11 protein-coding genes are annotated in these 13,327 nt (G+C 54.0%); 4 read left to right on the top strand and 7 right to left on the bottom strand.

Annotation, left to right across the window (positions count from 1 at the left end):
• Position 1: 1 nt before the first annotated feature.
• Positions 2-1,570, bottom strand: coding sequence for an EAL domain-containing protein (locus IM304_RS16760; protein WP_193355658.1), 1,569 nt, complete (start codon positions 1,568-1,570; stop codon positions 2-4).
• Between the two features lie 227 nt (positions 1,571-1,797).
• Between IM304_RS16760 and IM304_RS16755 the strand changes: the two genes are divergently transcribed.
• A complete protein-coding gene (locus IM304_RS16755; RefSeq protein ID WP_148420306.1) occupies positions 1,798-2,058 on the top strand; it encodes a type B 50S ribosomal protein L31 in 261 nt (86 codons plus the stop codon).
• A 2-nt stretch (positions 2,059-2,060) separates the two neighbouring features.
• Positions 2,061-2,201 (top strand): type B 50S ribosomal protein L36, encoded by a 141-nt coding sequence (ykgO, locus tag IM304_RS16750; RefSeq protein ID WP_034458060.1) that lies wholly within the window; start codon positions 2,061-2,063, stop codon positions 2,199-2,201.
• Between the two features lie 35 nt (positions 2,202-2,236).
• Here the strand turns inward: ykgO and IM304_RS16745 are convergent, their stop codons facing one another.
• The 6 genes from IM304_RS16745 to acrA form a co-directional block, all read right to left on the bottom strand.
• Positions 2,237-2,704, bottom strand: a complete 468-nt coding sequence (locus IM304_RS16745) for a YlaC family protein (protein ID WP_193355657.1) — start codon at positions 2,702-2,704, stop codon at positions 2,237-2,239.
• Positions 2,705-2,819: 115 nt separating this feature from the next.
• A complete protein-coding gene (gene maa, locus IM304_RS16740) occupies positions 2,820-3,371 on the bottom strand; it encodes a maltose O-acetyltransferase (RefSeq protein ID WP_193355656.1) in 552 nt (183 codons plus the stop codon).
• 207 nt (positions 3,372-3,578) lie between these two features.
• Positions 3,579-3,797: an HHA domain-containing protein gene (locus IM304_RS16735; RefSeq protein WP_015571250.1), complete on the bottom strand. Its 219-nt coding sequence runs from the start codon at positions 3,795-3,797 to the stop codon at positions 3,579-3,581.
• A 27-nt stretch (positions 3,798-3,824) separates the two neighbouring features.
• The gene (gene tomB / locus IM304_RS16730; protein WP_176611029.1) at positions 3,825-4,199 is read right to left on the bottom strand and encodes an Hha toxicity modulator TomB; all 375 of its coding nucleotides are present in this window, start codon (positions 4,197-4,199) and stop codon (positions 3,825-3,827) included.
• 509 nt (positions 4,200-4,708) lie between these two features.
• The gene (gene acrB / locus IM304_RS16725) at positions 4,709-7,855 is read right to left on the bottom strand and encodes a multidrug efflux RND transporter permease subunit AcrB (RefSeq protein ID WP_148420310.1); all 3,147 of its coding nucleotides are present in this window, start codon (positions 7,853-7,855) and stop codon (positions 4,709-4,711) included.
• Positions 7,856-7,877: 22 nt separating this feature from the next.
• Complete coding sequence (acrA, locus tag IM304_RS16720; RefSeq protein WP_148420311.1) at positions 7,878-9,071, bottom strand: multidrug efflux RND transporter periplasmic adaptor subunit AcrA; 1,194 nt, start codon at positions 9,069-9,071, stop codon at positions 7,878-7,880.
• Positions 9,072-9,212: 141 nt separating this feature from the next.
• Here acrA and acrR point away from each other — a divergent pair, with 141 nt between their 5' ends.
• Positions 9,213-9,866: a multidrug efflux transporter transcriptional repressor AcrR gene (gene acrR / locus IM304_RS16715; protein ID WP_193355655.1), complete on the top strand. Its 654-nt coding sequence runs from the start codon at positions 9,213-9,215 to the stop codon at positions 9,864-9,866.
• Positions 9,867-9,979: 113 nt separating this feature from the next.
• On the top strand, positions 9,980-13,327 hold the full coding sequence (gene mscK, locus IM304_RS16710; RefSeq protein ID WP_193355654.1) for a mechanosensitive channel MscK: 3,348 nt from the start codon (positions 9,980-9,982) through the stop codon (positions 13,325-13,327).

The following is a 13,327-nucleotide window of genomic DNA, read 5'->3' as shown; positions in this document are numbered from 1 at the left end:
CTCAGGAGGAAGGCTTGCTGATATTTTGCCCGGCCCAGACGATGAAATCCTCTTTTGGCAGCGCCTTGCTGTAGTACCAGCCCTGTCCGTACTGCACGCCGTGGCGGTGCAGCCATGCCAGCTGCCCCTCCGTTTCAATCCCTTCCGCCACCATCGCCAGCTTTAGCGATTTTGCCATTTCGATGATATGCGGCGTGACGTTTTTATACTCCAGCGCATCCACGAAGGATTTATCGATCTTCAGAATATCCACGTCCAGATCCTGCAAATAGCTCAGGCTGGAGTAGCCCGTACCGAAATCATCAATATAGATGGCGTGCCCGGAACGGCGAAACGCGGCGATGGCCGGCGCGCTGACGGCGGGATCGGCAAACCCGCGCTCGGTTAATTCAAGGGCGATTTGCTGCGGATGAACTTCCCATTTGTTCAGAAGCTTGCTCAACTGACGGGGCAGCTCGGGAGAGGTTAGATCACCGGGCGCAAGGTTGATGGATATGTGCAGCTCCGGGTGAAGATGCAGCCAGTATCCCAGATCCTCAAATACCCTGCTGACCACCAGCTGCGTCAGCTGAGAGATGAGCCCCGTTTCCTCTGCCAGGGGCACAAAAAGATCCGGCGCCAGGTTGCTGCCATCCGGCTGCGGCCAGCGCATCAGGGCTTCAGCCCCCACCAGCCTGCCGCTGCAAAGCGCCACGATAGGCTGATAGTGAACCTGGATCTCGCGGTTGTTGATCGCGTCGATCAGGCGGTTGCGCGGGGACTGCAGGCGGCGGAGGATCCGCAGGACAATAAGGGCTGCGAGCAGGCTTATCAGCATACCCACCGGTAGCCAGATGAACAGCTGCTGGTGCCAGGTTTCCGCCAGGGGTTTTAGCGACGCCCAGGCAATCACCGTAAAGCCCAGCTCGGGTACGGGCTTAAGAATGTACATTGAGCCGTTGTACCGGACGCTCGTCACATCCTGCCGATCCTTAACATACCTGAGAAGATGCGGATCGAGGCGGTTGCTGCTGGCGAAGATAAGATGGGTTGTGCTGCCCACCAGAGCCGCATCCGTCGTAATTTCGCCGAACGGGACGACGTCCACAAGCGACGCCGGATCGATCATTACCACGTAGTGTCCTTTCCCCATCACAACCATATAGCGGTGAATGCCCAGATCGTTTTGCGAGGTGAGCCACGCGCTGTAGCCATCCCCGGTGATGCGCAAAGGGGGCGGTAAGGTCGCGGTATTACTGGACTGTTCAAGCGAAGAGCAGAGCGGTTTCAGGCTGTCGATGTACATGACTTCCTGAACGTAGCGCCATGAAAAGGCGACCCGACGCATTTCATGTAAATGCAGGGGACTGCAGGGCGGGGCGTCAAAGGTTTGCAGGTGTGTAAGCGCCTGCTTTGCCTGAGCGACAACCCTGTCGGTACGTACCAGGACGCGTGAGGCATAGTTGTCCAGCGCATCCACAAATTTTTCCTCTGCCTGGCGATGAGCCAGCCAGATGCTGAGGCAAACCGGGACCAGCACAGAAAAGATCAGTACGCCTGTTACCAGACTGACCAGGTGTCGGGTTTTCATGCTGCTGTTTCCTTCTTATCTGCCCGCCGGAGGCTCTGAGTCTGCTCGCCAGTGAAGAAAGATTTTATCGCTAAATGATATAGTTATAGCATGCGAAATTCTCAGGCAGGTACTCGGATAAGCCTTTCATAAAAATACCGCGATCCGCTGCATTATCAGAAGGGTTGTTTTTGCATCAAGGCTCGGATAGTATTTTGTTATGTTATAACAATACATGAGAGCCTGAAATGAAACCCAATATCCATCCAACCTATCGTACCGTTGTGTTTCACGACACCACGGCCAATGAATTCTTTAAGGTCGGTTCGACGATTAAGACAGACCGCGAGATTGAGCTCGATGGCAACACGTATCCTTACGTCACCCTTGACGTCTCGTCAAAGTCACATCCGTTCTATACCGGGAAGCAGAAGACCTTCTCGACGGACGGTAGCGCGGCACGCTTCCGCAAGCGTTTTGGCGGTTTTCTTGACGCGAAGCGAGGCTAGCCATGCAGGTACTTAACTCGCTGCGCAGCGCAAAACAGCGCCATCCTGACTGTCAGATCGTGAAGCGCAAAGGGCGTCTGTACGTTATTTGCAAATCCAACCCGCGCTTTAAAGCGGTTCAGGGGGGTAAAAAAAGGCGCTAAACAAACGCTTAGCGCCTTTTCCAGGGAGGGGCCCGTTAGCCGTTGGCAGGGCGGGAGAGCGTGAAAACGTCATAAAACGAGAGTTCACCTTTGGTCGAAACCATTTTTTTCAGCTTTTCCTTAAGACCGGGGTCGACTGAAGGTGAGCGCATTATGGTGTCGATAAGTTCAGGCGGCACATAGCGCGTGTTATACCATTCCCCGTTGTAGCACACGCGGAAATCGAGTACGTCGATGTCTTCATACCGGTAACGCGGATTGACGTCGAAAAAGAAGAACGCGTTAAACACCACGAACAGAACAACCAGCAGCCAGACGGAATCTGCCAGCGTGTCGGACCTCAGCATCACGATAAGCGTTGCCAGCCAGGCTGCATACATGCCGACAAACAAACCGGGATGCTTACGAATAAAGCTGATGCTAAAGCGCGGGCGGTTGTCACGTTTTTCGCGAACATTAAGATCGTCGATGGTGGCGATGAGCAGGCGCTGTATCTCGGTCATTTTTTGCCTTTATGATTGTTGAAAATACAGGTGATCTGCCTATTTTATGAGAGGGATCTGCGCGAAGAAAGTAACAGTTATGCCGGGAAAATGCATAACAGTTACTCAGGGGCGTTTAGAGCATTTTTATGATTTTTGCCGGATTCCCGCCCACGACGGCATTGGCCGGCACGCTTTTGGTCACCACGGCCCCGGAGGCCACAACCGCATTATCACCAATCGTCACGCCCGGGTTAATAACCGCACGCCCGCCGATCCACACGTTATGCCCAATAGTGACCGGCTTACCGTACTCAAGCCCGCTGTTGCGTTCGGCCGCATCCAGAGGATGGGTGGCAGTATAAATATGGACACCCGGCGCGAGCATACAGTTATCACCAATATGAACAGGGCAGACGTCAAGAATGACGCAGTCGAAGTTGGCGTAAAAATTTTTACCCAGATAGATGTTATAGCCGTAATCGCAGCGGAAGCTCGGCTCGATGTAGGCACCTTCACTTTGCCCCAGCAGCTCGGCCAGCAGCGCGCTACGCTCGGCTTTCTCATCGGGCGCGGTATGATTATAGCGGTGAACAAGTTGACGCGCGCGTAAACGGTCTGACCTCAGCGTGTTATCGCCAGGGCGGTAATATTGACCCGCAATCATCTTCTGTTTTTCTTCACTCATGGGAAACCTCTCTGGGATCGTTTTACGTAGCGTAATGAGGATTAACCAGAAAGGGAACGTTCCCTAAAAATGGCTGTGACGGAAGTCACAACATTATTGCGGGTACAGACGTTTTACACGGGAGCCTGGCTTTTGCACGTGAAGCGTAATTCGAAAGGTAAATTCAGCTTAACAATGGTCGTAATGCCTTTACTGCCTCTTCAGGGATTAACGGACAAACTTCCATACCGAAGAGGGGATCTTGTCATACAGTTTATTCATCGTCAGTTCTGCAAGACGATGGTCGGCGGCTGAATAAAATACAGCCAGTTCATTATCAGACAGCTCATATTTATTTTTTTCTATAACGCGTTCGAGCGTGTCAATTGACTGACAGCGTCGCAGGCGCATCAAATAATCGACTTTAGTTAATGGTTTATCAGACATAAATTCACCTTAGTATTTGTAATAATTTTAACAGGAAAGACTAACCGGATTAGCTCTGCTGACATTCGTGAAGCAGCGAAATAGACGGTTTCCTGATTTACGCCATTTCTGCAAATCCTGTGCGTTAATGCCGTAGCTGCTGAACAACATAAAGGTGTCGTCCAGGTATTCATCAATTTGCTCTATCAACTTATTATCTTCATTGTACTTAATTTTATAATTAAGTGCGAAGGTCGCGATATGCTCAATCAGCTCGTTGAGCTGTAAGTTGATAGCAGACGTTGGATCGTTCACCCAGCCATGGTTACTTTCATCAAGATTGGCGAGGCAGTCATGGTACAAGGATTCGCAGAGAAATTTCAACTGCGCGATATCATGCCTTTTTGGCGAGTACTCGTCCATAGCGCATCCCCTTTTGAGTGATTTCTTACTCACCGAACATCATGTCGGGATGGATACAACTTGCTTAGCCACACGGGTGCTGTGTTCCTGATAACTCTAACTATAAGCCACTCTGATCAAGATTTCATCGCGCTATTACGAAAAATTACAATTAAAACGTTACCCTGCGAGCGCTTACGCAAATGTGGCCACTCACGCGAACAATTTTATCCTGAAAAACACTTTTTTTAATCCGTTCCTTAAGATTCATTGAGTTAGCGCAACGTTTCATTTGAAGTCCGGATTCAGATATCTTCGGTATTTACGATGGTTTAGGAATTGTCCGAATATTTTAGGCGATGAATTGATAATAAAACAACGCTGAATTCTACGATTAGCTTATCGGATTATTATGATAAGACTTATCAGGATGGGTGAAAATAAATAAAACCACAATAAGTCTATTTTATGAATTTTTCTGAAAATGAAAAAGGCCGCAAATGCGGCCTTTTTATCATGTGAAACCGGTATCAGTGATGTTCTACCGAATGATTGTGCTCCACATCTTCATTTTTGCGGCTAAAGCGGCGACGTACCACCACGAAGAACACCGGTACAAAGAAGATGGCGAGAACGGTCGCGGTGACCATACCACCCATTACGCCGGTACCTACCGCGTTCTGCGCGCCGGAACCTGCGCCCGAGCTGATAACCAGCGGCATAACGCCGAGGATAAACGCCAGGGACGTCATCAGGATTGGACGCAGACGCATACGAACCGCTTCCAGCGTTGCTTCAATCAGGCCTTTACCTTCTTTCTCCATCAGATCTTTGGCGAATTCAACGATAAGTATCGCGTTCTTCGCCGACAGGCCAATGGTTGTGAGCAGGCCCACCTGGAAGTAAACGTCGTTGGTCAGCCCGCGGAAGGTTGCGGCAAGCAGCGCACCGATAACCCCCAACGGCACCACCAGCATAACGGAGAACGGTATCGACCAGCTCTCGTACAGCGCCGCCAGACACAGGAACACCACGATCAGTGAAATGGCGTACAGGGCAGGGGCCTGGTTACCGGACAGACGTTCCTGATAGGACATGCCGGTCCAGTCATAGCCGATACCTGCTGGCAGCTTGCTGGCTAACTCTTCCATCAGGTTCATGGCTTCACCGGTGCTTCGGCCCGGAGCCGCCTGACCGAGAATTTCCATGGACGGCAAGCCGTTATAGCGCTCCAGACGCGGCGAACCGTATTCCCAGCGCGAGGTTGAGAAGGAGGAGAACGGCACCATCTGGCCATTGCTGCCGCGAACGTACCAGTTGTTGATATCGTTCGGCAACATGCGGTATTGCGCTTCAGACATCACGTACACTTTCTTCACACGACCGCGGTCGATGAAGTCGTTGACGTAGCTACCGCCCCAGGCTGCGCCCAGCGTGGTATTGATGTCGCTGATGGAAACGCCCAGCGCCTGAGCTTTCTCCTGGTCGATGTCGATCTTGTACTGCGGCGTATCTTCCAGACCGTTAGGACGCACGCCCACCAGAAGGTCAGGGTGTTTTGCCACCTCGCCAAACAGCTGGTTACGCGCCTGGGTCAGTTTTTCGTGGCCCAGACCGCCCTGGTCGATCAGCTGGAAGTCGAAGCCGGTCGCCGTACCCAGCTCAACAATCGCTGGCAGGTTAAAGGCGAAGACCATCGCGTCTTTAATCTGCGAGAAGGTAGCCATTGCACGGCCGGTGATGGCTTCAACTTTGTTCTCATCGCCCGGACGTTCAGACCAGTCTTTCAGAGAAACGAAGGCAATACCGGTGTTCTGACCACGACCCGCGAAGCCAAAGCCGTTAACCGCAAACACGGATTCAACGTTGTCTTTCTCTTTCGTCAGGAAGTAGTCGGTCATCTCATCCAGCACTTTCTGCGTACGCTCCTGCGTCGCACCTGCCGGAAGCTGGGCCATACTCAGGAACACGCCCTGGTCTTCATCTGGCAGGAACGAGCTTGGCAGACGAACGAACAGGAAGGCCATCCCTACCACGATGATGATGTAGAGCAGCAGGTAACGACCGGTGCTGCGCAGGATATTACCCACGCTGTCGGTGTAGTGGTGCGTGCTCTTGTCAAACATGCGGTTAAACCAGCCGAAGAACCCTTTGTGCTCGCCGTGACCGCCTTTCTTAATCGGCTTCAGCATGGTTGCACACAGGGCTGGCGTCAGGATCAGCGCAACCAGCACCGACAGCGCCATCGCTGAAACGATGGTGATTGAGAACTGACGGTAAATCGCACCGGTTGACCCCCCGAAGAAGGCCATCGGGATAAATACCGCAGACAGTACCATCGCGATACCGACCAGCGCGCCCTGGATCTGGCCCATGGATTTACGGGTTGCTTCCTTCGGCGGCAGGCCTTCTTCCGCCATCACACGCTCGACGTTTTCAACCACCACGATGGCGTCATCCACCAGCAGGCCGATGGCGAGCACCATCCCGAACATCGTCAGGGTGTTTATCGAGTAGCCAAATATCGCCAGAACCGCGAAGGTCCCGAGCAGTACCACCGGCACGGCGATGGTTGGGATCAGCGTTGCACGGAAGTTTTGCAGGAACAGGTACATTACCAGGAAGACGAGGATAATCGCCTCAACCAGCGTTTTTACCACTTCGTGAATCGAAATTTTTACGAACGGCGTGGTGTCATACGGATAAACGATTTTCAGACCTGACGGGAAGAAAGGTTCCATCTTCTTCAGCTCTGCACGGATAGCCGTCGCGGTGTCCAGGGCGTTAGCGCCTGTCGCCAGTTTGATACCCAGACCAGAAGCCGGTTTGCCGTTGAACTTCGCGATAACGTCGTAGTTCTCGCCGCCCAGCTCGACTTTCGCCACGTCACGCAGGCGAACCTGAGAACCGTCCTGATTCACCTTCAGCAGAATTTTGCTGAACTCATCCGCCGAGGTCAGACGCGTTTGCGCGATGATAGACGCGTTAAGCTGCTGGCCTTTCACCGGCGGCGTGCCGCCCAACTGACCGGCCGCCACCTGGGCGTTCTGCGCTTTGATGGCGTTAATCACGTCAACCGGCGTCAGCTGGAAGTTGTTCAGCTTGTTCGGGTCCATCCAGATACGCATCGCGTACTGGGAACCGAACAGCTGAACGTCACCCACACCAGACGTACGGCTGATGGCGTCCTTCATGTTGGCGCCCACGTAGTCGGAAATATCCTCCTGCGTCATGGTGCCGTTGGTGTTGATTACGCCGACAACCATCAGGAAGCTGCTGGACGATTTCTCGACGCTCACACCCTGCTGTTGTACTTCCTGCGGCAGCAGCGGCATCGCCAGCTGCAGTTTGTTCTGCACCTGAACCTGCGCAATGTCCGCATCCGTACCGGATTCAAACGTCAGGGTGATCTGTACCGTACCGGTTGAGTCACTGTTTGAGGACATGTACATCAGGTTATCGATACCGTTCATGTTCTGTTCGATAACCTGCGTGACGGTATCCTGCACCGTTTTCGCATCAGCACCCGGGTAGGTTGCGGAGATCGTGACCGCCGGTGGCGCAATCGTTGGATATTGCGCAACAGGCAGCTTCAGGATCGCAAGTCCCCCGGCCAGCATGATGATAATGGCGATCACCCACGCAAATATGGGGCGATCGATAAAGAAATTAGGCATGTCTTAACGGCTCCTGTTTAAGTTAAGACTTGGTTTGTTCTGACTGGCCAGCGGCAGACGCTTGTTGTTTGTCGTCAGATTTCACTTCCTGCGCTTTTACCTGCGCGCCAGGACGAACTTTTTGCAAACCAGTAATAATCACGCGATCGCCATCTTTCAGACCTTTCGTCACCAGCCACTTGTCGCCAATCGCCTGCGTTGCAGTGATATTGCGCGTTTCGACTTTGTTATCGGCACCCACAACCAGCGCGCTCGCATCGCCGCGTGGCGTACGGGTTACACCCTGCTGAGGAACCAGCAGTGCGGTTGGGTTAGTCCCTTCTTCAAGGCGGGCGCGTACGAACATACCCGGCAGCAGCGTTTTATCCGGATTCGGGAAAATGGCCCGGATAGTGATAGAGCCGGTGGTCTGATCGACGGTCACATCAGAAAATTCCAGTGTGCCGGTCTGTGAGAACTTGATACCGTCGTTGGTAACCAGCTCAACTTTGGCTTTGCCGTTTTCCTGTTTCAGCTGGCCGCTGGCGAGTTCCTGTTTCAGACGCAGGAAATCGTTACTGGACTGCGTGACGTCAACGTAGATCGGGTCAAGCTGCTGCACGGTGGCCAGCGCGTTGGTTTGGCCGTTTTGTACCAGCGCACCTTCGGTGACGGCGGACTTGCCAATGCGACCGCTGATAGGGGAGGTCACTTTGGTGTAGGCCAGGTTAATGCGCGCGGTTTCTACAGCCGCTTTCGCTGCCACAACGGCCGCATTGGCCTGCTGTGCATCGGCCAGTGCAGTATCGTAATCCTGCTGACTGATGTACTGCGTGCCGAGCAGTTTCTTGTAACGATTCAACGTCAGCTGCGAAATTTTGGCTGCCGCTTCTGCTTTCGCCAAATCGCCTTTAGCGCTCTCATAAGACGCCTGGTAGGTTGCTGGATCAATCTGATACAGAGACTCACCTGCTTTCACATCACCGCCTTCGGTGAAGTTACGTTTCAGGATAATGCCGCTCACCTGAGGACGCACTTCCGCAATGCGGTAAGCGCTGGTGCGGCCCGGTAGTTCTGTTGTGATCTGGAGAGGTTCGGATTTGAGCGTCACGACGCCAACTTCTGGCACCTGCTCCGCTCCTTGTTGAGCCTGTTTGTCGTCACATCCTGTAAGCGCTAAGCTGCCTGAGAGCATCAGAACGACCGCCAGAGGCGTTAACCCTCTGTTTTTGTTCATATGTAAACCTCGAGTGTCCGATTTCAAATTGATCAAGGGTCCTGAGTCTAAAAACCCATTGCTGCGTTTATATTATCGTCATGCTATGGTACATACATTCATAAATGTATGTAAATCTGACTCCTGTAAATTCATCAACGTATGGCACGAAAAACCAAACAACAAGCGCTGGAAACCCGACAACACATTCTGGATGTGGCAATGCGTTTGTTCTCACAGCAGGGTGTTTCGTCAACCTCGCTGGCACAGATTGCTCAGGCCGCGGGCGTCACGCGGGGAGCGATTTACTGGCATTTTAAAGACAAGTCAGATCTGTTCGGTGAAATCTGGGAGCTTTCAGAGTCCAGCATTAGCGATCTTGAGAGTGAGTATCGGGCAAAATTCCCTCATGATCCACTCTCAGTGCTAAGAGAAATTCTAGTATATATCCTTGAAGCGACAGTTGTTGAAGAGCGTCGTCGTCTGATGATGGAAATCATCTTTCATAAATGTGAGTTCGTTGGCGAAATGGCGGTGGTTCAGCAGGCGCAGCGCGACCTGTGTCTGGAAAGCTACGATCGCATCGAGCAGGTTCTCACGGAATGCATGCAGGCCGACATGCTTCCCGCGACGCTGCTGACACGCCGGGCAGCGATCCTGATGCGCAGCTATATTTCCGGCCTGATGGAAAACTGGCTTTTCGCGCCGCAGTCGTTCGATCTGCACGCAGAGGCGCGCAGCTACGTTGAGATATTCCTGGAGATGTGCCGGCTCTGTCCGACTCTTCAGGGCAAGCATCCTCAGCTTTCTGCCTGATCGCGCCTGAGAAAAATCGGAGACCCTTTCCGTCGTACTATTCTGCTTCAGCCGGGCGTGATATTCTTCACGCCCGACTATTTTCGGTCATTTCTCAGATCACATTCACGACTATGCTGCACACCAATCGCTCGAAACATCCTGTTCTGGCCGTTTTTTTGATCCTGCTGTTTTTCTTTGCAGCCGCACCGCATTCATACGCCCGTGCAGACAACGGCAGTGACGTTCCCACCCGTGCCGAGGTCCAGTCGCAACTCGATACCCTGAATAAGCAGAAAGATCTCACCGCCCAGGACAAACTCGTTCAGCAGGATCTGACGGAAACTCTGGATACGCTTGATAAGATCGAACGCATAAAAACCGAAACGGCCCAGCTGCGCCAGAAGGTCGCTCAGGCACCGGAAAACATGCGCAAGGCCACCGAGGCCCTAAGCGCGCTCAGCGACGTCGATAATGACGAAGAAACCCGGAAAACGCTCGCCACGCTGTCATTGCGCCAGCTGGAGTCGCGCGTGGCGCAGCTGCTGGACGATCTGCAAACGGCCCAGTCCGATCTTTCAACCTACAACAGCCAGCTGGTTTCCCTGCAAACCCAGCCGGAGCGCGTGCAGAACGCGATGTATTCCGCGTCGCAGCAGCTACAGCAAATTCGTAACCGTCTGAACGGCACCACCGTTGGGGAAGGGTCGCTCCGCCCGACGCAGCAAACGTTGCTGACCATTCAGCAAACGCTGCTCAATGCTGAGATTGAACAGCAGCGTAAGAGCCTGGAAGGCAATACCGTATTGCAGGACGCGCTGCAAAAGCAGCGTGACTACGTGACCGCCAACATCAACCGGCTTGAGCATCAGCTCCAGCTGCTGCAGGAAGCGGTGAACAGCAAGCGCCTGACGCTCACCGAAAAAACGGCGCAGGAGGCGGTCTCGCCGGATGAAACGGCGCGCATTCAGGCCAACCCGCTGGTGAAGCAGGAGCTGGAGATTAACCATCAGCTCAGCGAGCGTCTGATTCAGGCGACGGAAAACGGCAGCACCCTGGTGCAGCAGAATATCAAAGTCAAAAACTGGCTGGATCGCGCCTTGCAGGCCGAGCGCAACGTTAAGGAGCAGATTGCCGTTCTGAAGGGCAGCCTGCTGCTGTCGCGTATTCTGTACCAGCAGCAGCAGACGCTGCCGTCCGCCGACGAGCTGGAAGACATGACCAACCGCATTGCGGATTTGCGCCTTGAACAGTTTGACATCAACCAGCAGCGCGATGCGCTTTTCCAGACCGACGCGTTCGTCGCCAAAGTGGAGGAGGGCCATTCAGGTGAAGTGAACGCAGAGGTTCACGACGCGCTGTTGCAGGTGGTGGATATGCGCCGCGAACTGCTGGATCAGCTCAACAAGCAGCTGGGCAACCAGCTGATGATGGCGATCAACCTGCAAATCAACCAGCAGCAGCTGGTGAGCGTCTCCAAAAGCTTACAGGAGATCCTGACCCAGCAGATTTTCTGGGTGAACAGCAATAAACCGATGGACTGGGACTGGTTTAAATCTTTCCCTGAAACACTGAAATCCCAAATCCAGGGCATGAAAATCACCGTGAACTGGGAGAAAGCCTGGCCTGCGGTGATGATAGCCTTCCTTGCTGGCCTGCCGCTATTGCTCATCGCCGGATTAATTCGCTGGCGTTTGAAGTGGCTGAAGCAGTACCAGGCGAAGCTGGCCTCGGAAGTGGGACAGCTGCGTAACGACAGCCAGCTGCATACGCCGAAAGCGATCCTTATCGATCTCGTTCGAGCCCTGCCGGTCTGCCTGCTCATCCTTGCCGCCGGGCTGATCCTGCTGACCATGCAGCTTAATATCAGCGATCTATTGTGGGCGTTCAGCAAGAAGCTGGCGCTGTTCTGGCTGGTGTTTGGCGTGTGCTGGAAAGTGCTCGAAAAAGACGGGGTCGCCGTTCGCCACTTCAACATGCCGGAGAAACTCACCAGCCACTGGCGTCGCCAGATTGTGCGCATTAGCCTCGCGCTGCTGCCGCTGCACTTCTGGTCCGTGGTTGCGGAGCTTTCACCGCTGCATTTAATGGACGACGTGCTGGGCCAGCTGGCGATCATGCTGAACCTGCTGCTGATCGCCGTCCTGATGTGGCCGATGTGCCGCGACAGCTGGCGCGATAAAGAGTCGCACAACATTCGGCTGCTCACCGTGACGGTGCTGGCGATCGTTCCGCTGGCGCTGATGGTGCTCACCGCAACGGGCTACTTCTATACCACGCTGCGCCTGTCCGGCCGCTGGATTGAAACCGTCTATCTGGTCATTATCTGGAACCTGCTCTACCAGACCGTGCTGCGCGGCCTGAGCGTGGCGGCGCGCCGTATCGCCTATCGCCGCGCCGTCGCGCGTCGTCAGAATCAGGTGAAAGAGGGGGCGGAAGGGGCCGAGCCGCAGGAAGAGCCGACCATTGCGCTGGAGCAGGTCAACCAGCAAACCCTGCGTATCACCATGCTGGTGATGATCGCGCTGTTTGCGGTGATGTTCTGGGCTATCTGGTCTGATTTAATTACCGTCTTCGCCTATCTCGACAGCATTACCCTCTGGCAGTACAACGGTACCGAAGCGGGCGCGGTGGTAATGAAAAGCGTAACCATGGGCAGCCTGCTCTTTGCGCTGGTGTCGTCGGTGGTTGCATGGGCGTTGATTCGCAACCTGCCGGGTCTGCTGGAAGTGCTGGTGCTCTCAAGGCTGAACCTGCGCCAGGGGGCGTCGTATGCCATTACCACCATCCTCAATTACGTCATTATCATCGTTGGGGCGATGACGGTATTCGGCTCGCTCGGCGTCTCGTGGGATAAGCTCCAGTGGCTGGCGGCCGCGCTGTCGGTGGGCCTGGGCTTCGGCTTGCAGGAGATTTTCGGTAACTTTGTGTCTGGCCTGATAATCCTGTTCGAACGTCCGGTGCGTATTGGCGATACCGTCACCATCGGCACCTTCTCCGGGACCGTCAGCAAGATCCGTATTCGTGCGACCACCATCACCGACTTCGATCGCAAAGAGGTGATCATCCCGAACAAAGCCTTTGTGACCGAGCGTCTGATCAACTGGTCGCTCTCTGACACCACCACCCGCGTGGTGATCCGACTTGGGGTGGCCTACGGCTCCGATCTGGATAAGGTCAAAGAGGTGCTGCTGAAAGCGGCGAATACGCACCCGAAAGTGATGCACGATCCTGCGCCAGACGTGTTCTTCACCACCTTTGGGCCAAGCACGCTGGATCATGAGCTGCGCCTATACGTGCGCGAGCTGCGCGACCGCAGCTATACCGTCGATGAGCTGAACCGCACCATTGACCGTCTGTGCCGTGAAAACAACATTAATATCGCCTTCAACCAGCTGGAGGTTCACCTGCGTAACGAAAAAGGTGACGAACATACGGAAGTGAAGCGCGAGATTAAGGGTGACGATCCGACTCCCGCCTGA

The sequence above is a fragment of the Enterobacter cloacae complex sp. P40C2 genome, assembly GCF_014930695.1.
GTDB lineage: Bacteria > Pseudomonadota > Gammaproteobacteria > Enterobacterales > Enterobacteriaceae > Enterobacter > Enterobacter pasteurii.
This window is presented reverse-complemented; position numbering and strand designations above follow the sequence as displayed.